The organism is Chroococcidiopsis sp. TS-821 (assembly GCF_002939305.1).
Taxonomy (GTDB): domain Bacteria; phylum Cyanobacteriota; class Cyanobacteriia; order Cyanobacteriales; family Chroococcidiopsidaceae; genus Chroogloeocystis.
In genome coordinates, this window is the sequence record NZ_MVDI01000015.1 from 1 (window position 1) to 19,774 (window position 19,774).

A 19,774-nucleotide genomic window follows, 5' to 3' on the forward strand; every position below is an offset into this window, starting at 1 on the left:
GGAGAAAATTGTAACGGCAGACATTAAAGCTCTGATCAATTGTCAGTAGCAGCGCAGTCGAACAATTCTGTTGGAGCGGATTGGCAGATTTTCGGTGTGGGGTTTAAGATGGCTACAACCGCTCAACTTTGCCGTTAGGCTAAGTATTCATGAAGTAATTAGCGTTATGAATGACACAGAGATTATCTCCAAATTTATAAAAGTTGAGCAGGGGGATGCTGAACTTAAGATCTTCGTCTGCCGCATATCCTGGCCACATCCCCACGAGCCTGCATCTAATTTGGCAGTAGCTACTGCGCTTCCAATAAAATCCTCAACTAAGGAAATTGAGTCCAAGATTTTGGAAGTTCTACAAGACAAGCGTTATTTTTAAGTTTGTCAGGAGTGCCAACAGCGAAACCCTTGTGGTTGGATGCATAATGATGGAATATGTCAAAGTTGCGCTGAGAGAAATCACGGCATTGTCTACTAACGGATAGAGCAACTATGAATATCACCCTAGAGCTACCTTCAGAGCTAGAACGTGAACTAGCCAATGAAGCATCACAACTGAACCTACCTCTGGCAGAGTATATTCTGCGAGTTCTTTCCTTTCGCCCTTTTCTCCAAAATCCTCCCAAAACAGGGGTAGAACTTGTTACCTATTGGGAAAGCATTGGGGTGGTTAGTTCCCGGCCTGATATCACTGACAGTCAGGAGCACGCACGCAGGTTGCGCGACCAAGCTGAACACCGTGAGCTGGCTTAGGTAGCAAATGTACATAGTCGATACTGATGTCATGATCGACATTCAGCGAGGTTACTCGCCCGCTCTAGCTTGGTTCACCTCTCTCCCAGAACTTCCAAGCATTCCTGGTTTTGTTGTGATGGAGTTGATTCAGGATGCTCAAGATAAGCAACAGGTGCGTAAGGTTCTACAGCTTGTTGCCCCGTTGCCGATAGTGTGGACTACTGAAACTGACTGCGCCCGTGCCCTCTCTGATTTCACAGCCTATCACCTGTCCCACAAGGTTGGACTGATTGATGCCTTGATTGCTGCTTGTGCCATTGGACGCAATGCAACTCTCTGTACTTTCAATGTGAAGCACTATCGAGTTATTCCTGGTTTGCGTCTGGAGCAACCCTATAGCCACTGAACCGCCTAACACTGCGTTGGGTGCGGACGGAACGGAGGTTATCAGTAGGAGTTCGAGAATATCTGCCGCCGCACAACTTCACCGTTATCTGGCTTGAGTTTCAGGTTTTGGCAGTGAATGGAGGTTATTGGGTTGGCGTTCAAGATCAAGTAATTTCCAGATTATTTGCTGGGCAGCACCATAAAGCTGTTTGAATCGCTCGGCTCAGTTTACATCCAGCCAATTCATTCGTTCTTGAGTGTAGCGATCGCCAGCAGCGCTACCAATCAGAGCAATCTCACCCAATCGATCTAGCTCCTCGGTGTTCAAAACAATGTTACTTGCCTTTGCGTTCTCTTCAACGTAAGCAACTCGTTTTGTTCCAGGAATTGGAACGATATCGTTACCTTGATGCAGTAACCAAGCCAATGCGATTTGTTCAGGAGTTGTTCCTTTCGCCACAGCAATTTCTTTGACTTGCTGAACCAGCCTCATATTTTGGTCGAAGTTATCCCCTTGAAATCGGGGCTCGAGGCGGCGTAGTCATTTTCAAACGCTTCAGCCCGCTTGGCTTGTCCCGTTAAAAACCCTCGACCCAGGAGACAGTAGGGAACAAAACCAATTCCTAATTCTCGCAACGTAGGCAAGATTTCGGCTTCAACTATTCGTTCCCAAAGCGAATACTCGGACTGAAGCGCACTGATTGGATGAACAGCATGGGCACGACGAATGGTTTCTGGACTTGCTTCCGAAAGCCCAATGTAGCGAACCTTCCCTTGTTGTACGAGTTCTGCCATTGCCTCAACTGTCTCTTCAATTGGGACAGTTCGATCAACACGATGTTGATAAAACAAATCGATATAGTCAACGCCTAATCGCCGCAATGAGGCATTACAGACACGGTGGATATTTTCGGGCGAGCTATCTAAACCAACAATCTTTCCGCTTTCGTCAATCTTGAAACCAAATTTCGTTGCAATGACAACCCGATCGAGATCGTTCCGAATTGCTTGACCTGCCAGTTGTTCATTGTCGTTGTAGACTTTAGCAGTATCAAAATGCGTCGATCCAGAGCGTTGTCAGGCGACTAACACAGGATGATTGAGTTGACGTGATGCATAGGTAAGCGCCGCTCTCAAATCATCCATTTCCAGATTGGGTAGTTCCTCTAAAATCTGTTCAGCGCTGAATCCTGCTGCGAACAGATCTAGGACATCAGACACTCGAATTCTCATACTACGAATACAGGGGCGACCACCACACTGACTTGGATTGACTATAAGAAGGTTGAGCCTGGTCTTTTTCGATGGGTACTGGCGACCAAGCAACCGAACGCGTCTGACCAAAAATGTTAATTTCTAGTTGAAGAACGCTCATTGCATAGCTTTTGTATCATTTCAAAAAATGAGAACCTACAAATAACTTCTCCTCTGCACCTTTGCGCTCCTGCTTTCCTGCTTTTCACTCTCTACTACCTGAAGGTAGGTTTTTTTACAATCAAGAAGTGCTAATAGAAAAAGGGAGGTGATGGCTGATGGAAGAATCAGGAACACCACAAAAGCGATCGCATTGGCAGCGACGGCAATTCTTGTTGCGCGCTAGTATTGTTGGCGCTGGAGGTGCGATCGCCAGTTTCATTTGGCAAAAGCACAATATCTCAGCAGCAACACAAAACTCAGTAGCGAATCCCCGCGAAGATTTTGGGACAATTCCGCGACGGATGCTAGGCAAAACAGGAGTCGAAGTTTCTGCTTTAGCACTAGGAGGCGCACACCTAGGTAATGTGAAAGATGACCAAGTTGCGGTGAGGATTGTTCAAGAAGCGGTTGATTCTGGCGTGAATTTCTTAGATAACGCTTGGGAGTATGGAAAAGGGCGCTGCGAAGAATTAATGGGTCGAGCATTGCAAGGCGGAAGACGCGAAAAAGCGTTTTTGATGACAAAAGTCTGCACTCACGGACGCGATGCGCGTGTAGCAATGCAGCAGTTAGAGCAATCTTTACAACGGTTAAAAACAGACTACATCGATTTGTGGCAAATTCATGAAGTTATTTATGATAATGACCCTGAACTACATTTTGCCAAAGGTGGTGTAGTTGAAGCGCTAGAGCAAGCCAAACAACAGGGAAAGGTTCGATTCATTGGCTTTACAGGACATAAAGATCCTGCCATTCATCTCAAGATGTTGGCGTACAAATATCCCTTTGATACTTGTCAGTTACCCTTAAATTGCTTCGATGCAAGTTTTCGCAGTTTTGAGCAGCAAGTGCTACCAGAACTTAACCGCCAGCAAATCGCCGCAATTGGAATGAAAAGTTTGGGGGGTGATGGCAACGCATTGAAAAAAGGAATCGTTACAGTAGAAGAAGCACTCCGCTACGCTATGAGTCTCCCTGTAGCCAGTACGGTTAGCGGTATTGATTCCTTGGCAGTGCTGTACCAGAACTTACGTATTGCTGGTAACTTTCAACCGATGAGTGCAGAGGAAATGCAAGCTGTGCGCAATCGATACGCTAGTTACGCTGCAGATGGACGCTTTGAACTGTACAAAACATCAAAAAAATATGATGGGAGACCTGGTAGAGAACAGCACGGATTTCCTTTACCACAGCAGTTGAAACTTTAGGAGAAATTTGAGGAAGTTTTATGACAGCAACACTTTCTGCACCAGAAACAATTGAATCTTGGTTGGGTGAAGAAGCCGAAGATCTGCTGACTCACAAAGCCAAAGTGTCAAAAGATTTATTGCACTTACCAGGGCCCGATTTTGTCGATCGCATTTTTTCGATTAGCGATCGCTCGCCACAAGTATTGCGCAGTCTACAACAACTTTATTCCCACGGTCGCTTAGCAAATACGGGCTACCTTTCTATCTTGCCCGTAGACCAAGGAATTGAACACTCGGCAGGAGCTTCGTTTGCACCTAACCCAATTTATTTTGACCCAGAAAACATTGTCAAGTTGGCGATTGAAGCAGGTTGTAACGCGGTAGCGACGACTTTAGGAGTTTTGGGCAGTGTTTCGCGCAAATACGCGCATAAAATTCCCTTTATCGCCAAAATCAATCACAATGAACTGCTGACTTATCCGAACCAATTCGATCAAGTCATGTTTGCATCAGTTGAACAAGCTTGGAATTTGGGTGCTGTTGCGGTTGGTGCAACGATTTATTTTGGTTCGGAACAATCAACGCGGCAAATTCAAGAAGTCAGTCAAGCTTTTGCCCGCGCCCACGAACTCGGTATGGCGACTATCTTATGGTGCTATTTGCGCAATAGTGCGTTTAAGCAAGATAAAGACTATCACATTTCAGCCGACCTTACGGGTCAAGCAAATCACTTGGGCGTGACGATTGAAGCTGATATCGTCAAACAAAAGTTGCCAGAAAATAATCACGGCTATGCTGCAGTCGCCAAAGCAACAGGAAAAAGCTACGGTAAAACGAACGATCGCGTCTACACCGATTTAGTTACCGATCATCCAATCGACTTGACGCGCTATCAAGTTTTGAATTCTTATTGCGGACGCGCAGGGTTGATTAATTCAGGTGGTGCTTCAGGTAAAAATGACTTCGCGGAAGCAATTCGCACCGCAGTTATTAATAAACGTGCTGGTGGTTCTGGATTAATTTCTGGACGTAAAACATTCCAGCGTCCCTTTGAAGATGGAGTGAAACTGTTTCATGCGATTCAGGATGTTTATCTGTCGCCAGAAGTGACAATTGCTTAAGTCTAGTAGATAAGCTCCTTATTAATTGGTAATTGGTAATCGGTAACTGTCTTGTTATCTATTCCCGATTACCTGTTACCCACTACCATTTCCCTAAATTTATGAGTACACAAGATGCCATTGTTGCCCAAGTTAAGGATTTACAAAATGGCGAGATGAAGCAAGTTTCGGTGGGAGACACTGATATATTGTTAGCGCGGGTCAACGATCAGTTTCATGCAATTGGAGCTTATTGTACGCATTATAAAGCCCCACTTGTAGAAGGGGTTTTGAGTGGCGATCGCGTAATTTGTCCTTGGCATAATGCTTGCTTTAACCTTGTAACAGGAGATTTACAAGAACCGCCAGGGTTAGATGCACAACCTTGCTATGCAGTAAGAATTGACGGTGAAAATGTCATTGCGAGCGTTCCTGACTCTGCACCACAGCAAAGGACACCTACAATGGTTAAGTACGATCCAGAGGTAGATCGACGGACATTTGTCGTATTAGGTGCAGGTGCGGCGGGAAGTGCGGCGGTAGAAGCGCTAAGACAAGCAGGTTTTGCAGGGCGTATCGTGATGGTGACGTATGAGGATAAGTTACCGTATGACCGTACGTGGTTGAGTAAAGACTACTTTAATGGCAAAGTTTCTCGCGATGAAATGCCGTTGCGATCGCAGCAATTTTATGACGAGCATGATATCGAAGTTTTGTTAAACAAGCGTGTCACGCACATCGATGCAACAACTAAAACCATCACCTTTGCAGATGATGACACAATGACTTATGACTCGTTGTTGTTGGCTACTGGTGGTAAACCGCGTCAGCTAGAGGTTGAAGGTGCAGATTTAGAAAATATCTTTACTCTCCGCAGTTTCGCTGATACAGAGAAGATCCTGCAAGCCGCAGAAAAGGCATCCTGTGCCGTTGCGATCGGTTCAAGTTTTATTGGTATGGAAGCAGCTGCGGGTCTAGCACAAAAAGGTTTGCAAGTAACTGTTGTTTCGCCAAGTTCAGTACCATTTGAGAAAATTCTTGGTCAAGAAATTGGCAAGTTGTTTCAGCAAGTGCATGAAGAACAAGGCGTAAAATTTCTGCTAGGGACAAAAGCGCAAAAGTTTGAGGGCAACGGTAAAGTAGAAGCTGTGATTTTGGAAAATGGCGATCGCCTAGCAACAGATTTAGTGATTGTTGGTGTTGGCGTACAGCCTGCAACAGAATTTCTCGAAGGCGTGGAGTTGCACGAGAAAGACCGCAGCGTCATTGTCGATGAATATCTTTGTGCAGCGGATGGTTTGTATGCAGCGGGAGATATTGCGCGTTATCCTGATTGGCGTACAGGTGAACCCACTCGCGTAGAACACTGGCGATTAGCAGCACAACACGGTCGCATTGCCGCTTATAACATGGCTGGGAAGGCTGTTAAATTCGCGGGCGTTCCTGTTTTTTGGACGATGCAATTTCAGTTTCCTTTGCGTTACGTCGGACACGCTACGGATTGGGATGAAATAATTTTTGATGGTAGCCTGCCAGAGCGAAAATTCATAGCTTTTTATGTCAAAGACGAGCGAGTTTTAGCAGCAGCTGGAAGTCAACGCGATACCGAAATGGCAGCAATTTATGAGTTGATGCGTTTAGATCGAATGCCTACTGCAACAGAATTACGTGGCGGCAAGATTGATTTAGTGGGGCGAATCAAGAGCTAATTTTACTTTAGATAACAACAATGTTGTTACGCGTCAGGTTTGGTTCGCCAATGAGTTTAGCAATTTGGATTGCGTCGGCGCTGCCAGTACCATCAACGTCAAAAAACAAATTACCGTTGTTGCGGTTGTAAACGAAGCGATCGCTCGAATTTTGTGCAGATCCAGCTACGCGAAACTCTTGGCTTGTAATATTACCTCTCGAAAGCCCACCACTAAAACCTGCTTGAGAGACTGCGATTTTATCGAAGTCGGGATTAAAGTCTCTAATAATATCAACTCCTTCGGCAGGGTAATTAAACACAAAGCGATCGTAGCCAGAACCACCAACGAGTGTATCATTGCCAAATCCGCCGATAAGTGTATCGTTACCCGCATTCCCTCGCAGAATGTTGGCAGTACCGTTGCCGATTAACTTATCAGCAAATCGCGACCCCGTGACATTTTCGATTCCAGTGAGCGTATCGCGGTCAACCAGTGCATCGTACCAAGCATTTCCCAGTTTATCGTAGCCTTGACGACGTGGATGAATGCCATCGGCAGTTAGGTCACTCAACTTAAGATTACCAGCCGCGTTAACAAAGCTCACATTCTTACCTTGTGCAACTTTGCGGTCAACTAAGCCAGGAAGGAGTGTATTAAAATCTTTGGCAAGGTTGGCAGCGGTTACGCCACGAACTTTAGCATCAATGGGAGTGATTGAGGATACGAGTATCTGAGTACTTGTTGATTGTTGGGCAATGCGATCAATGAGGTAGCTTAAGTCATTGTACATTTCGTTCAAACTACTACGACCTAAAGCATCATTGGTGCCGATCATTAGTAGCACAATATCAGGTTTGTAAGTTTTGAGAATGCCACTATTGACGAGATTGGTAATTTCGTCAATTGTCCAGCCACCGTGTCCTTCGTGGTTTTTATCGCCAAGGCTTTGCGGACCATTAAACTGCGAACCTACAAAGTCGATTTTCAACCCATCAGCCGACATATTTTTCCACAGTTGGATTCGGTAAGTTCCAGGAGTCGGGTCAACGCGGTGTTCTCCCTTGGCGATCGAGTCACCTAAAGGCATAATTTTAGGCTGAGTTGATGGATTAAATATAGGTTTTACAACAATACCTTTTTTGAGATTAGCAACTATACCCTGAGATGCGTTGCGATAGCTTGCTGTATCATTGCCACTACCACCATAAAGGCGATTGTTACCACTACCACCGTAGAGCGTATCATTGCCACTACCGCCATAAAGGCGATCGTTACCACTACCACCGTAGAGCGTATCATTGCCAGAATAACCGTAGATTGTATCTGCAAATGAACTGCCAGTAAGGTTATCGTTTTTAGGAGTTCCTTGAATAAACGCCATGAAATTGGAATATTCTGCAGTATGATGCAGTCAAAGTATCACAAACCAATATCAGGGATAAATGACACAAGAGTATGGTTATGACACTCCCAACCCACAGAATGGCGTGGATTTCTAAGCAACTTAATGTCCAGCGTGGCAAGTAATCAAAACTAGCGCTTATAGGTTGACCAATAGCGAAGCAACGAAAAATACAAATTAGAGGTCAGACTCTAAGATATCCTAGATAAATTAGAGTTTTGCCGAAGATAGTGAGCATGAAGTTGGCAGCACGAGTAGGTGAGGTAACTCCGTCTTTAACACTGGCGATCGCCGCCAAAGCCAAAGCAATGAAGGCAGATGGAATCGATGTTTGTAGCTTTAGCGCAGGAGAACCGGATTTTGATACTCCCGCACACATCAAAGCCGCTGCTCAAAAAGCTTTAGATGAAGGTAAAACAAAGTATGGTCCCGCTGCTGGAGAACCAAAATTACGTCAAGCGATCGCCCGCAAGCTGCAAAATGAAAATCACCTCGACTACAACGCCGAAAATGTCATTGTGACCAATGGCGGTAAACACAGCTTATTTAACTTGATGCTGGCATTGATTGAGCCAGGCGATGAAGTCATTATACCTGCGCCTTACTGGCTAAGTTATCCCGAAATGGTCAAGCTAGCTGGAGGAACGCCCGTCATTGTCCAAACGGATGCGGCAACAGAATATAAAATTACACCAGCGCAGCTGCGTTCAGCAATTACCGATAAAACTAAGCTATTTGTCTTCAATTCGCCGTGTAACCCTACAGGTGTTGTTTATACCCTGGCAGAAATTCAAGCGCTTGCAGAAGCGATCGTCGAACAAGATATATTAGTTGTCTCGGACGAAATTTACGAAAAGATTATTTACGACGATGCCAAGCACGTTAGTATTGGTTCGCTAGGTAAGGACATTTTTGCCCGAACAATCGTCAGTAGTGGCTTTGCCAAAGCGTACTCCATGACTGGTTGGCGACTTGGTTATTTAGCGGGTGCAGTCGAGTTAATTAAAGCAGTTAGTACAATTCAAGGTCACAGTACGTCTAATGTTTGTACGTTTGCGCAGTATGGTGCGATCGCCGCGTATGAAGATTCGCAAGATTGTGTGGAACAAATGCGCTTAGCCTTTGCCGAACGACGACAAGTGATGTTAGAGCGAATTCATGCTATACCTGAAATTAGCTGTGCGCCACCAAATGGTGCATTCTATCTATTTGTCAATATCAGTAAAACCGGTTTGAGTTCATTAGACTTCTGCGACAAACTCCTAGAAACTCAACAAGTTGCAGCAGTTCCTGGCATCGCTTTCGGTGCAGACGACCACATTCGTCTTTCTTATGCTACCGATATGGCATCAATAGAAAAAGGTATGGATAGATTGCATAAATTCGTACAAAGCCAATTGTCCTAATTTCTTCATCTTCTCTGCTCCCCTCTACTTAGCACCTCTAAAACACAACAGATCATGCGGGCAATGATTCTAGAGACACCAGGAAAGCCCCTGCGTGTTGCTAACCTACCAATTCCCACACCAAATCCGCAGCAAGTTTTAATTCGCGTTCGTGCCTGCGGTATTTGTCGCACAGATCTACACATCGTTGACGGAGAACTTACACAACCGAAACTCCCCTTAGTTCCTGGGCATCAAATTGTAGGAATTATCGAAGAAGTTGGGGAAGAAGTACCGCAATTTAAAGTAGGCAATCGCGTTGGCGTTCCGTGGTTAGGGTATACGTGTCATCATTGTCGCTATTGTCTGAGTGGGAAAGAGAATCTCTGCGACTATGCACAGTTTACTGGCTATCAAATTGATGGTGGTTACGCCGAATACACCGTTGCTGATGCTAGGTTTTGTTTTCCCATTCCTGATGATTACCCAGATTTACAAGCTGCACCTTTATTATGTGCAGGGTTGATTGGTTATCGCGCTTATCGCATGACAGGTGATGCTCAAAAGTTAGGTTTTTACGGCTTTGGTGCTGCTGCACACATTTTAATTCAACTCGCACGCTATCAAGGACGAGACGTTTATGCATTTACTCGCAAGGGTGATGCCAAAGGACAAGAATTTGCGCGCAAGCTTGGCGCAGTGTGGGCGGGTAGCTCGGAAGAATTACCACCTGAAAAGTTAGATGCAGCAATTATTTTTGCGCCAATTGGTGCTTTAGTCCCGGCTGCACTTAAAGCAGTTACTAAAGGGGGCGTTGTTGTTTGCGCAGGAATTCACATGAGTGATATCCCTTCGTTTCCTTATCATATTTTGTGGGAAGAACGAGTTGTGCGATCGGTTGCTAATCTCACGCGTCTTGATGGCGAAGAATTCTTAGCTTTAGCACCGCAAGTTCCGATTCACACCGAAGTCAATCTTTTTCCTTTAAATGAGGCAAATGATGCCCTTGATGCGCTGCGCAGTGGCAAAATTAATGGCGCAGCTGTCTTAGTTGTCGCCCATGACTAAAATAACACACGGCACGATCGCCGCGGGACATCATAAAACTGCCGAAGCTGGTATTGAAATGTTTCGCTTGGGAGGTAATGCATTTGATGCTGCAACCGCAGCAATGTTGGCGTCTTTTGTTACCGAATCAGCACTCACTTCGGCAGGTGGTAGCGGCTTTCTACTCGCGCATACAAACCAAAACGAAAATATTTTATTTGATTTCTTCTCACAAACGCCACGACAAAAAAGGCATATTAACGAACTTAACTTTTATCCAATTGAAATTGTTTATGGTGATGCTGCCCAAGAGTTTCATATTGGGCTTGGTGCAATGGCTGTACCTGGTAATATTGCCGGAATTTTTCACATTCAACAAAGGCTAGGGAGATTGCCGTTTAAGGTGATCGCCGAACCTGCAATTCATTATGCAAAAACAGGCGTAGAAGTTGGTAGCTTTCAACACTACTGCTTAAACATTCTTAAACAAATTATGGTTTCCTCTCCCGCAGGGAAACAAATCTACGCACCAACTGGAGAAATTCTTCAGCTTGGCGAAAAAGTCGTCATGCGTGATTTTGCAGACACTTTATCACAGCTAGCCGTAACAGGATGTCAAGAATTTTATCAAGGAGAAATTGCACGTCAATTAGTAAGTGATTGTCAGGAATATGGTGGATATTTAACTTTGGAGGATCTAAAAAGTTATCAAGTTTTAGAAAGAACGCCATTAAAAGTTAATTATCGCGGTAATACTTTTTTGACGAATCCTCCTCCTAGTTCTGGCGGAATTTTAATAGCATTTGCCCTGGAGCTTTTAGCAAAGATTGATTTAGAAACTGTCGGCTTTGGTACGTCACGTCACCTGCAAATTTTAGCAGAAGTCATGCGACTTACAAATGCAGCTAGAAAAGATGGATATAATACAAATATTTATCAGCAAGATGTTGCTGAACAGTTTTTATCAATAGACCACATTGCGCAATATGCAAAACAATTAACCGATGCGCACAAGTGGGGAAGCACAACACATATTAGCGTTGTTGATGCTGAAGGTAATGCAGCAAGTGTCACAACGACACACGGTGAAGGTTCGTCTTATATCATTCCTGGCACGGGAATCATGATGAATAATATTCTAGGAGAAGAAGATTTGAATCCCCACGGATTTCATCAATGGCAAGAAAATGTGCGAATCTCTTCAATGATGGCACCAACAATAGTACTCAAAAACAATCAACCTGAAATTGTTCTTGGTTCGGGAGGTGCCAATCGAATTAGAACCGCAATCTTACAGGTTATTTCTAATATTATTGATTTTAAAATGCCTGTGGAACAAGCAGTAAGTAGTCCTCGCGTTCATTGGGAAAATAATGTTTTTAACATAGAACCAGGCTTTAGTGATTCTGTTATTAAAGCAATCGATAATGATGACGATCAGTTGATTTTATGGAATACAAAAAATATGTTTTTTGGTGGCGTACATACTGTCATGGAGACATCTGAAGGTGTCATTTCGGGCGCGGGTGACGAACGCAGGAATGGCGCGATCGCTCAAATTTAATTGTCAGCTATCTTTGTAAGTTACATAACATTAAATTACTGCATAAATAAAATTTTAGCTCAAGTAAGCCTTTGTAATACTGTAAACATAGATAATTAAGGCGCAGATTTGCCACTAAGTTGCAGATTTTGAGTTTTTTTTACGCATCTTAGCCGAAATAGAAGCAAGTTGGGTTGTAGTCACTGAATGAAAGATAGGCGCTGTAAGTAATAGCGAACGTTGTGATTTGCATGACTATCCACATTGAAGGAGACATATAAAATGCCTCATCATTTGTTTGATGCTGCTAATTTACTGACGCACTCAGCTATTAGCAATCCGCGACAGTTTCTAGAAAAATGTTTTGCCAAGTCTGTTAAAGAAACACCTAGTTATCAACTGCTTTTGTCGATCGTGTTAGCGATTTTAGCACTCGCTAGCGCGACTGTCTATACGCAAGCACCACACATATCTCGTTCTTTAAAAGCCGCAGGTACAAACACTGCGCAAGAACTGCTGTGGATAAATTCTCGATAACAACTTCATTACAACAACAAACTACCAATGATTTACCAATCAAGTACTTTAACAACTCAATCAAAGGTAAAAACTATGACTTTATCTTACCGTGGTTTGAAGTACGAATATCCTACTGTTCGTACTAATAACAATGTTGGTATCACTGCCAAATATCGTGGCATTACCTATCAAAAGCGACCTAATGAACTGAAAAATCAAGTATGCGAACTCAGATATCGTGGTTTAACTTATAAAAGCGTACTTTTCAAGTGAAAACAATCCAGTTATAGGAGGATGCTTGCTAAAAAAAGTTACTACAGGCGATCGCGCGATCGCTAAGTACACTTAAGAGCATTCCTCGTCTCTCTATGTAGTAACTATCCCAGTCTTGTGATTAACAATTACTCCTTACCTATGACCAACTACCAGCCGTCATTAACTTGGGAGTGTTACGATCGCCCTACTTGAGTTTTTCGTAAGCATCGCTAATAATTTTTTCCGTTTCTTCCCAGCCAATACACTTATCTGTTACTGAAACACCATATTTCAAATCTGCTAAATTACTTGGGATCGATTGACTGCCTTCATATAAATTGGATTCCAGCATCATACCTACAATCGCAGTATTGCCCTCCACGATTTGTTGAACAACGTTATTGAAGACTGTCGCTTGTAGTTTATAGTCTTTGTTTGAGTTGCCGTGACTGCAATCAATTACTATTTTTGCTGGTAAGTTGGCTGCTTTTAGTTTTTCTTCAGCTGCTTTGACACTTTCAAAGTCGTAATTCGGCTTACCACCGCCACCTCTCAGAATAATATGCCCGTGAGTATTCCCTTTGGTTTTGAATACACTCACTTGCCCATTATTATTGATTCCTAGAAAATGGTGTGGAACTTCAGCCGACTTTAAGGCATTTAAGGCAACTTCGATACCGCCATCAGTACCATTTTTGAAACCAACAGGCATTGATAAGCCGCTTGCCATTTCGCGATGTGTTTGCGATTCAGTGGTTCGAGCACCAATCGCTGACCAAGCAATCAATTCACTAATATACTGCGGTACAATCGGGTCTAAAGCTTCGGTTGCTGCGGGTAATCCTAGTTCGGCTAAATGAATGAGTAATTTTCGTGCAATTAACAAGCCCTTTTCGATGTGGAACGAGTCATTCATGTCTGGATCGTTGATTAACCCTTTCCAGCCAATGTTTGTACGGGGCTTTTCAAAGTAAACTCGCATGATGAGTAAGAGTTTGTCTTTGACTCGATCCGCAAGTTTTTTCAACTTTTCGGCATACTCTTTCGCTGCTTTGACATCGTGGATTGAGCATGGACCAACGACAATGAATTTGCGGTTGTCGTAGCCTTCTAGAATCGCTTCTATTTCTTTCCTCGCACGCAAGACTGTCTTCTCTGCCGAATGTGTAAGCGGGAGTTTTGCTTTTACTTCCTTCGGAGTCATTAAGATATGTGAATTTTCAATATGCGTGTTGAATAGTTTGTTGTGCATAAGATAAAATCTTTTGTTTGTTCAAAAAAAGTACTCAATATTAAGTTCTGAATTTACGTAAAAACATTACTTATCTTAATCTAAAAAACTATATTTCAGCAGGAATTTTTTAGCAGTAATTGTAGGAATCAACAAGCGATCGCATTTACTAAATTTAGTATTTTCCTTGCTCAATTCTGCACAAAAGCACATACTGTTAAGTTTTTTTATAAAGTTTAAATAAAAAATTACTATCAATAAAATTGATAAATACTGCTTAACGACGGATACTAAATTCAGAAATTCCCTCTGGTTCTTTGTACTCAACAGCAACATCTTCAACGACAGCTGCGCGAGTTCCTTGATGACACCACTGCACCATCTTTTCTACTGCTTCTTTACTTCCTTCAAAAACAGCTTCGACGCGACCATCAGTAAGATTACGTACCCAGCCATTTAGTCCTAGTGCTTGAGCAACATCGCGAGTTGCCATGCGATAGCCAACTCCTTGCACTCTACCAGAAACGAAAACATGAACTTGGATTGGCGCTTGGGGTATTGAGGAATCTAACATCGGCATGAATTGTTACCAGGGGTATGACGTCATAATAAATTCGCCTTTGTCTATCTTAAACAAATTGAAACAAAGGCGATAGGTTGCTTAATGCCACTAATTTAATTTAATCGTCGCGATCGCGGTACTTGTAGTGGCGATCGTCATCGTTGTCATCGTCGCGATCGTCGTCCTTCGATCTACCTTGCGGGAATCCTGGTATGTTTCTAAGAAAGTTGTCTATTTCCATGGTGCTTCTCCCAGAAGAGGGGTTGAAGCGATGAGTTTTGTCATCAGTCTATCATAATTTTTTTACTTACTATCTCCTCCAACAGAGGTAAATAGCAATGAGAAGCATTAATCAAACTGTGCCTAATGCATGACACAACATTTCAGCGATATTCTTGGTCGTAAGAAAATTTGAGTTCAATAAAGAGAACTTATGAATATACCTCCGTTGTTACCACTAAACATTGAAACAATTTGGGCAATTATCAACGATACGATTGACGATGCAACCGTAAATCGACTGGTATGGCACTATTTGGGCTATCGTTATGATGAGACGACAAATACGTGGGATAACACAAACGTTGTAGATGAATGGCGCAATGAATATCCACAACCACCAAACTTTATTGAGAGTCGTCCAGCTACAGTCAAGCTTACTCGTTCAATTCCTCCAGAAAACAAACAGCTTTTAAAAGAGATTGGTTTTTCTGGTTATAAAATTGGCGAGTTTGGACCTCGACAAACTCGCCGTGCAACGATGGCAAATTGGTTATTGAGCTATATGCAACAAACCAACGAAAAACCCTAAAGATTTATTTTGTTGGTATGACTTCTAGAGCATTAATCATTGGTAGCTGAGTGCGAGGTGTAAATTTGATATCTAGTTGACCGTCTTTGACGGTAACATTGACGGTTTTGACCAGGGCAATATTTCTACCATTTGCTTCCGAGTAGATATCAAGATTGGTTAGTTTTGCGTCTTCTACTGCCACATCAAAGACCCGTTGACCTTTTGCTGAGATACCATTATATGTTTCTGCGAAATGGAGTTTAACAAGGTAGTTACCATTAGGAACTGCAAAGGTATAACCCGTTACACCGTAACGTTCAGTTTGATAAATTTTCGCGTTCGATGTATTTGCAATTGGAATATTTCCACGCTCCACAGTTAGACCATTTAGAAAACCTCGATCTGAACCCCATTGACTACCATCAGAAGCAGTAAATCCTGCATTACTTCCTGCTGTAATTCGGATTGGAAAGCTTGATGGTGATGGTTGAATTTGAGATGGATTGCTGTTGCGCTTTTCGTACAACCAATCGCGTGTAAAACTACCATGATATCGAGGACCTTGACGCGGATTCCAGTTGCGATCGAATAACTGTGGATACCAAGGATTATTGCTTGCTACCCAACTTGTCCAACTTAGACCATAATCATCAATAAATTTCTTTAATTCATTTCCGTAGTTGTTTTGATTTCCGAAAACCTCCGTACCCGACATATCTTCATCCCAGCCCCACTCAGTTACGACAACTGGGTAACGCTGCGCTAAGTAGCCGATTTCGTACTCATATTTTTGTCGCGGTGAACTTCCTTGGCGCCCATAAAAGCTAGGGTAAATGTGCGCGACATAAGCCAAATTCGGCGATGCGGGAAACATTGGGTCGTAAAATGGCGCATCCGCAGCTTCACGCATATGCTGGCAGTATTGAGGACCGCAAATTAAGATGATATTTGGTGCGCCAGCGGCGCGAATTGTATTAATCCATGGTTGCGCCAGATTTTTCCAAGTACTCCAAGTCATCCCGCTACTAGCATTGCTAGAGTTTTCATTGAAGATTTCATAGAGAACATTGCCATAGGAACTAAACTTGGGTGCCATGTACTTCCAAAAGGCAAGTGTTTGACTTTGTTTGCTACGGGGATCTTGTACGTAATGCCAATCGATAATGACGTACAATCCTTTAGCAGTTGCATAGTCTACCAAAGGTTTTAAGTACTGATTGAAGTGACGATCTGCCTTTGTTTGGGAAAACGCATCGTTTTCTAACCAGGTATGAGGATGAATTGGAACGCGAACGATTTTGGTGTACCAATTTTTACTCGGATCGGTGAGTAGATCGATAATAAATTTATAGCCAAAATTCTTACTGATATGTTCCGCATCTGTAAGACTAACTCCACGCAATACAACAGTCTTACCTTGAGAGTCTTGGAATCTATTACCTACTACTTTAATACTGGGCGGTGGTGCCGCAATAGCCTTACGGTTTATCTCAGTTAGACCTATTCCACCGACGACTATTATTCCTAACAAAATATTTAGGAAAAAGTGATTTCTTTTCACAGAAGCCAAATGTCTTTTACCTTTCATGCTAAATTTTCACTAAAGCTCAACAACTCATTGATAGAAATGAGCCATACACGTACAGTTCAATTGCTAAATCTCATGAAATTTAGCTTTTTTAGACAATAAAGTCCTACACAAAAATGAGACATTCAAGCTTAATAATGAACTCATCTTTGCCATCAAGACTTTATTTGATTTGGTTTGCTGCTTTAATCAAACTTTACAGCTCTATGTTCTAAATTAAAATAGATATAAATTCTGAAGAGTTCCAGCGTGTTTTTACTGGTTTTTTTTTATTTATGTAATTATACTGAATCAGGTAATTTCACCCAGAAATATATTTTTAAGGCTTTATTGACAGGTGTAAATAAACGCAGTAACAGTCAGTTAGTTTTTTGAAAGGAGTCAATAAGTTGGGCTGCTAAGAACGCTATTGCGAACAAATTGACTGCTAGACAAATAAAGTCCACAGTGCGGCGGACTTTAATTGCTGAACAACTATAATTTATGCAAAAAAAGCATCAAGTTAAATCTAGACTATAGGCTATTAATGCACTCTGGACTATTATTTGTAGGCTTGTTAACTAAGGTACTCACTGGGTAAGAGTTCATCGCTTGTGATGAGTATGGACGTAACAAACCTTGTAATTCTGTTACCTGTGCAGCAGGATTTAACCAAAGCCCGTAGTCTTGAGAATCTAAAATGACTGGCATTCGATCGTGGATCGGACGCATAAGTTCATTAGCTTCTGTTGTCAGAATAGTGCAAGTATTAATTTCCTCTCCGTCTGAAGTTTGCCAATGTTCCCACAAACCAGCGAAACCAAACGGTTGCTTATTTTGAAGCTGAAAGTAGTAGGGTTGTTTTTTCCGTTCTTGACGTTGCCATTCATAAAATCCATCGGCAATGACTAAACAGCGTCGATGACGAAATGCAGCGCGAAATGAGGGTTTTTCACTTACTGTTTCTGAACGGGCATTAATCAAGCGCGATGCAATGTTAGGATCTTTTGCCCATGAGGGAATCAAACCCCAACGCATCATCTGCAACTGGCGTTGCTTTTCAGCAGAGTACAGTACTACAGGTACTAACTGAGTCGGTGCAATGTTATATCTGGGCTCTATTGCTAGTGATGTATCTAGTCCAAATGCTGTAGCGATCGCTTCTGCAGATTGACTCAGGGTATATCTTCCACACATGATTTCACCTGGCTACTGTGACTTAATTATAAAATTTTTGCGATCGCCCGTTTAGGTTAAATTGATTGTGCTGCGATTAGATCTATTCTAAACACTCCTCTTTTTAGATACAGATACCTGCTGTTTACTTATCATTTGAGTTTATTGACCCAGGCTGCGTAGCAATTAGCTGATAAAAGTGGTACACCTCCAGGCAATTCGCCAACTTTCTGTTCTTTAATAATTTCAACAAAATCGCGAATGATTATGGAACTTTGCTGATTAAAAGCCACCACCCACTCATGAATTAACTGAAGTTGTTTTAAGCTTAATATTTGAGTTCCATCTGCGAAAAAAAACTTAGCTGACTGCTTTATTTGAAAATTTTTCAGCCAGTCATCACTTGGGCAAGTACTTTGCCAATTATTAATTGTTAAGATACTACCTAAATAATTTTTACTAAATAAACTAATTTGTGTTAATGCTTCAACAATTTCTTGTTTTGTGATGGTTATTCTTTTAAAACCCATAAGCTGCAATATTTTACGTTTTATTCTCTCACTCTCTGAGAAATCACCTTTGGTAACTATAGTCTGATGCTGGCTAACTAACTTTTCTAGCTGTTCAACAACTTCACGGAGTACGTCTTCTTCCTGATACAGTTTGCTTAAAACATCTAGTATATCTTCTTCTAAATAAACATCGTATAGCAATTTATCTAAAATTGATTTTGAGATAAAACAAATTTCTTTTCGAGCTAAGAGAGAATTCAGTTCTTCTTCAGATTGAAGTAATAGTTTGCGAATGTAGTAGCAAGTATTAAATGGTATTTTGATTGCAGTTTCACTCATTTTTATGAATCAGTTTTTAGTAAGTCTTCTTCAACGAGCTTTGAAAACCAACTTTCGTAGAGGGTTAAAATATAAATTGTTCGAGATTGAATACTGGCTCTCTTTTGTTTTCTACTAGGGTCAAATTTTGTTCAATTAATAAAGCTAGTTGTATTGACTTTAGCATCTCAGTAGCAGAAGAAAAGCGGCGTGCAGGAAGCTTTTGTAATGCTGTTGATAAAATAGAGCGAAGAAGAAAGGGAATAGTGTTGGGAATTTTAACAGGTTGAGCAAGGTGTGCAGACATTAATTCTCCAGGCGAGCCAGAAAAAGGGCGGGAACCTAACAACATTTCATAAAGCACAACTCCTACTGCATACAAATCAGAAGCAGGTAAGAACTGACCGTAAAATTGTTCAGGAGCCATATAGGCTGGCGATCCTAAATTAATTTCTGTGTAACTGTCTTGGCTTAGTCGTGCAATTCCGAAATCAGTAAGACACGCTATCCAACCCGTTTCATTCTGATGTAGTAGTATGTTTTCTGGCTTAATGTCACAGTGAACAACACCATAGTTGTGTGCGTATTCTAAACCAGCAAGAACATCGGCAATTATTTTTAAGCTTTGAACTGTGCTGAGTGAGTTATCTGATTGCATGAGATGCCGCAGACTGCCACCATTCCAATAATCTAATACTAAATAGCGTCCTTTTTCAGTGTGTTCAATCGCTTGGCAAGCAACAATATTAGGATGTTGTAGTTCTGTTAAAAATTTTAACTCGCGAAGAAATTTATGAGTAGACCATCTTTTTTTTTCTAACTCTTTAAGAGCTACTAAATGACCTGTTGGTATATGAACTGCTCTAAAAACTCGCCCAAATTGTCCTTGTCCTAACAAGTCTAAAATTTGATATTGAGAATTCATAGAGCTAGTTCCATCACAAATTATTA

23 protein-coding genes are annotated in these 19,774 nt (G+C 42.1%); 11 read left to right on the plus strand and 12 right to left on the minus strand.

The window, feature by feature from the left end; genetic code table 11:
• Positions 1–486 precede the first annotated feature (486 nt).
• Positions 487–747, plus strand: a complete 261-nt coding sequence (locus tag B1A85_RS26375) for a hypothetical protein (RefSeq protein WP_104548885.1) — start codon at positions 487–489, stop codon at positions 745–747.
• Positions 748–754: 7 nt separating this feature from the next.
• Positions 755–1,135: a PIN domain-containing protein gene (locus B1A85_RS22110; RefSeq protein WP_104548886.1), complete on the plus strand. Its 381-nt coding sequence runs from the start codon at positions 755–757 to the stop codon at positions 1,133–1,135.
• A 204-nt stretch (positions 1,136–1,339) separates the two neighbouring features.
• On the opposite strand, the gene B1A85_RS25745 is transcribed toward B1A85_RS22110, so the two are convergent.
• Genes B1A85_RS25745 through B1A85_RS24100 form a run of 4 tightly spaced genes read right to left on the minus strand, consistent with a single transcriptional unit; the run spans position 1,340 to position 2,491 of the window.
• Positions 1,340–1,609, minus strand: a complete 270-nt coding sequence (locus B1A85_RS25745; RefSeq protein WP_210404681.1) for an aldo/keto reductase — start codon at positions 1,607–1,609, stop codon at positions 1,340–1,342.
• Positions 1,606–2,136: an aldo/keto reductase gene (locus tag B1A85_RS25750; RefSeq protein ID WP_371681705.1), complete on the minus strand. Its 531-nt coding sequence runs from the start codon at positions 2,134–2,136 to the stop codon at positions 1,606–1,608. Before B1A85_RS25750 ends, B1A85_RS25745 begins: the two co-directional genes overlap by 4 nt.
• A 57-nt stretch (positions 2,137–2,193) precedes the next feature.
• Positions 2,194–2,394 carry a DUF433 domain-containing protein gene (locus B1A85_RS22120; protein ID WP_371681706.1) on the minus strand — a complete coding sequence of 67 codons (201 nt, stop codon included), beginning with the start codon at positions 2,392–2,394 and terminating at the stop codon, positions 2,194–2,196.
• Complete coding sequence (locus tag B1A85_RS24100; RefSeq protein ID WP_168192461.1) at positions 2,351–2,491, minus strand: hypothetical protein; 141 nt, start codon at positions 2,489–2,491, stop codon at positions 2,351–2,353. Before B1A85_RS24100 ends, B1A85_RS22120 begins: the two co-directional genes overlap by 44 nt.
• Before the next feature lie 154 nt (positions 2,492–2,645).
• Between B1A85_RS24100 and B1A85_RS22125 the strand changes: the two genes are divergently transcribed.
• The 3 genes from B1A85_RS22125 to B1A85_RS22135 all read left to right on the plus strand — a co-directional run bounded on the left by B1A85_RS22125 (position 2,646) and on the right by B1A85_RS22135 (position 6,531).
• Positions 2,646–3,740: an aldo/keto reductase gene (locus tag B1A85_RS22125; protein ID WP_104548888.1), complete on the plus strand. Its 1,095-nt coding sequence runs from the start codon at positions 2,646–2,648 to the stop codon at positions 3,738–3,740.
• Positions 3,741–3,760: 20 nt separating this feature from the next.
• Positions 3,761–4,843 (plus strand): class I fructose-bisphosphate aldolase, encoded by a 1,083-nt coding sequence (locus tag B1A85_RS22130; RefSeq protein ID WP_104548889.1) that lies wholly within the window; start codon positions 3,761–3,763, stop codon positions 4,841–4,843.
• A 101-nt stretch (positions 4,844–4,944) separates the two neighbouring features.
• A complete protein-coding gene (locus B1A85_RS22135; protein ID WP_104548890.1) occupies positions 4,945–6,531 on the plus strand; it encodes an apoptosis inducing factor family protein in 1,587 nt (528 codons plus the stop codon).
• Between the two features lie 7 nt (positions 6,532–6,538).
• Here the strand turns inward: B1A85_RS22135 and B1A85_RS22140 are convergent, their stop codons facing one another.
• The gene (locus tag B1A85_RS22140) at positions 6,539–7,894 is read right to left on the minus strand and encodes a GDSL-type esterase/lipase family protein (protein ID WP_104548891.1); all 1,356 of its coding nucleotides are present in this window, start codon (positions 7,892–7,894) and stop codon (positions 6,539–6,541) included.
• A gap of 257 nt (positions 7,895–8,151) precedes the next feature.
• Here B1A85_RS22140 and B1A85_RS22145 point away from each other — a divergent pair, with 257 nt between their 5' ends.
• From B1A85_RS22145 to B1A85_RS22165, 5 genes are all read left to right on the plus strand, one after another.
• Complete coding sequence (locus B1A85_RS22145; protein ID WP_104548892.1) at positions 8,152–9,321, plus strand: pyridoxal phosphate-dependent aminotransferase; 1,170 nt, start codon at positions 8,152–8,154, stop codon at positions 9,319–9,321.
• A gap of 54 nt (positions 9,322–9,375) precedes the next feature.
• Positions 9,376–10,368 (plus strand): zinc-dependent alcohol dehydrogenase family protein, encoded by a 993-nt coding sequence (locus B1A85_RS22150; RefSeq protein WP_104548893.1) that lies wholly within the window; start codon positions 9,376–9,378, stop codon positions 10,366–10,368.
• Entirely contained in the window at positions 10,361–11,911 is a 1,551-nt protein-coding gene (gene ggt, locus B1A85_RS22155; RefSeq protein WP_104548894.1) for a gamma-glutamyltransferase, read from the plus strand. The genes B1A85_RS22150 and ggt overlap by 8 nt, the downstream gene beginning before the upstream one ends.
• Before the next feature lie 261 nt (positions 11,912–12,172).
• Positions 12,173–12,427, plus strand: coding sequence for a hypothetical protein (locus B1A85_RS22160; RefSeq protein WP_104548895.1), 255 nt, complete (start codon positions 12,173–12,175; stop codon positions 12,425–12,427).
• Positions 12,428–12,502: 75 nt separating this feature from the next.
• Positions 12,503–12,682 carry a DUF4278 domain-containing protein gene (locus B1A85_RS22165; RefSeq protein ID WP_168192462.1) on the plus strand — a complete coding sequence of 60 codons (180 nt, stop codon included), beginning with the start codon at positions 12,503–12,505 and terminating at the stop codon, positions 12,680–12,682.
• Between the two features lie 187 nt (positions 12,683–12,869).
• Here the strand turns inward: B1A85_RS22165 and B1A85_RS22170 are convergent, their stop codons facing one another.
• From B1A85_RS22170 to B1A85_RS25755, 3 genes are all read right to left on the minus strand, one after another.
• Complete coding sequence (locus B1A85_RS22170; protein WP_104548897.1) at positions 12,870–13,916, minus strand: 3-deoxy-7-phosphoheptulonate synthase; 1,047 nt, start codon at positions 13,914–13,916, stop codon at positions 12,870–12,872.
• A 256-nt stretch (positions 13,917–14,172) separates the two neighbouring features.
• Positions 14,173–14,469 carry an acylphosphatase gene (locus tag B1A85_RS22175; protein ID WP_104548962.1) on the minus strand — a complete coding sequence of 99 codons (297 nt, stop codon included), beginning with the start codon at positions 14,467–14,469 and terminating at the stop codon, positions 14,173–14,175.
• A gap of 106 nt (positions 14,470–14,575) precedes the next feature.
• Entirely contained in the window at positions 14,576–14,698 is a 123-nt protein-coding gene (locus B1A85_RS25755) for a hypothetical protein (protein ID WP_256387493.1), read from the minus strand.
• Positions 14,699–14,890: 192 nt separating this feature from the next.
• Between B1A85_RS25755 and B1A85_RS22180 the strand changes: the two genes are divergently transcribed.
• Complete coding sequence (locus B1A85_RS22180; RefSeq protein ID WP_104548898.1) at positions 14,891–15,268, plus strand: DUF1823 family protein; 378 nt, start codon at positions 14,891–14,893, stop codon at positions 15,266–15,268.
• A 4-nt stretch (positions 15,269–15,272) separates the two neighbouring features.
• Here B1A85_RS22180 and B1A85_RS22185 read toward each other — a convergent pair whose 3' ends face one another.
• The 4 genes from B1A85_RS22185 to B1A85_RS22200 form a co-directional block, all read right to left on the minus strand.
• Complete coding sequence (locus tag B1A85_RS22185; RefSeq protein WP_104548899.1) at positions 15,273–16,838, minus strand: cellulase family glycosylhydrolase; 1,566 nt, start codon at positions 16,836–16,838, stop codon at positions 15,273–15,275.
• 513 nt (positions 16,839–17,351) lie between these two features.
• Complete coding sequence (locus B1A85_RS22190; RefSeq protein ID WP_104548900.1) at positions 17,352–18,014, minus strand: SOS response-associated peptidase; 663 nt, start codon at positions 18,012–18,014, stop codon at positions 17,352–17,354.
• A 131-nt stretch (positions 18,015–18,145) separates the two neighbouring features.
• Positions 18,146–18,844 carry a hypothetical protein gene (locus B1A85_RS22195; protein ID WP_104548901.1) on the minus strand — a complete coding sequence of 233 codons (699 nt, stop codon included), beginning with the start codon at positions 18,842–18,844 and terminating at the stop codon, positions 18,146–18,148.
• Between the two features lie 64 nt (positions 18,845–18,908).
• Positions 18,909–19,748, minus strand: coding sequence for a serine/threonine-protein kinase (locus tag B1A85_RS22200; RefSeq protein WP_104548902.1), 840 nt, complete (start codon positions 19,746–19,748; stop codon positions 18,909–18,911).
• Between the last annotated feature and the right edge of the window lie 26 nt (positions 19,749–19,774).

What these genes read in the sequence shown, in the direction of transcription:
- B1A85_RS26375 (WP_104548885.1), top strand. Translation starts at nt 487, where the DNA reads ATGAATATCACCCTAGAGCTACCTTCAGAGCTAGAACGTGAACTAGCC.
- B1A85_RS22110 (WP_104548886.1), top strand. Translation starts at nt 755, where the DNA reads ATGTACATAGTCGATACTGATGTCATGATCGACATTCAGCGAGGTTAC.
- B1A85_RS25745 (WP_210404681.1), bottom strand. Translation starts at nt 1,609, where the DNA reads ATGAGGCTGGTTCAGCAAGTCAAAGAAATTGCTGTGGCGAAAGGAACA.
- B1A85_RS24100 (WP_168192461.1), bottom strand. Translation starts at nt 2,491, where the DNA reads ATGAGCGTTCTTCAACTAGAAATTAACATTTTTGGTCAGACGCGTTCG.
- B1A85_RS22130 (WP_104548889.1), top strand. Translation starts at nt 3,761, where the DNA reads ATGACAGCAACACTTTCTGCACCAGAAACAATTGAATCTTGGTTGGGT.
- B1A85_RS22135 (WP_104548890.1), top strand. Translation starts at nt 4,945, where the DNA reads ATGAGTACACAAGATGCCATTGTTGCCCAAGTTAAGGATTTACAAAAT.
- B1A85_RS22140 (WP_104548891.1), bottom strand. Translation starts at nt 7,894, where the DNA reads ATGGCGTTTATTCAAGGAACTCCTAAAAACGATAACCTTACTGGCAGT.
- B1A85_RS22145 (WP_104548892.1), top strand. Translation starts at nt 8,152, where the DNA reads ATGAAGTTGGCAGCACGAGTAGGTGAGGTAACTCCGTCTTTAACACTG.
- B1A85_RS22150 (WP_104548893.1), top strand. Translation starts at nt 9,376, where the DNA reads ATGCGGGCAATGATTCTAGAGACACCAGGAAAGCCCCTGCGTGTTGCT.
- ggt (WP_104548894.1), top strand. Translation starts at nt 10,361, where the DNA reads ATGACTAAAATAACACACGGCACGATCGCCGCGGGACATCATAAAACT.
- B1A85_RS22160 (WP_104548895.1), top strand. Translation starts at nt 12,173, where the DNA reads ATGCCTCATCATTTGTTTGATGCTGCTAATTTACTGACGCACTCAGCT.
- B1A85_RS22165 (WP_168192462.1), top strand. Translation starts at nt 12,503, where the DNA reads ATGACTTTATCTTACCGTGGTTTGAAGTACGAATATCCTACTGTTCGT.
- B1A85_RS22170 (WP_104548897.1), bottom strand. Translation starts at nt 13,916, where the DNA reads ATGCACAACAAACTATTCAACACGCATATTGAAAATTCACATATCTTA.
- B1A85_RS22175 (WP_104548962.1), bottom strand. Translation starts at nt 14,469, where the DNA reads ATGTTAGATTCCTCAATACCCCAAGCGCCAATCCAAGTTCATGTTTTC.
- B1A85_RS25755 (WP_256387493.1), bottom strand. Translation starts at nt 14,698, where the DNA reads ATGGAAATAGACAACTTTCTTAGAAACATACCAGGATTCCCGCAAGGT.
- B1A85_RS22180 (WP_104548898.1), top strand. Translation starts at nt 14,891, where the DNA reads ATGAATATACCTCCGTTGTTACCACTAAACATTGAAACAATTTGGGCA.
- B1A85_RS22185 (WP_104548899.1), bottom strand. Translation starts at nt 16,838, where the DNA reads ATGAAAGGTAAAAGACATTTGGCTTCTGTGAAAAGAAATCACTTTTTC.
- B1A85_RS22190 (WP_104548900.1), bottom strand. Translation starts at nt 18,014, where the DNA reads ATGTGTGGAAGATATACCCTGAGTCAATCTGCAGAAGCGATCGCTACA.
- B1A85_RS22195 (WP_104548901.1), bottom strand. Translation starts at nt 18,844, where the DNA reads ATGAGTGAAACTGCAATCAAAATACCATTTAATACTTGCTACTACATT.
- B1A85_RS22200 (WP_104548902.1), bottom strand. Translation starts at nt 19,748, where the DNA reads ATGAATTCTCAATATCAAATTTTAGACTTGTTAGGACAAGGACAATTT.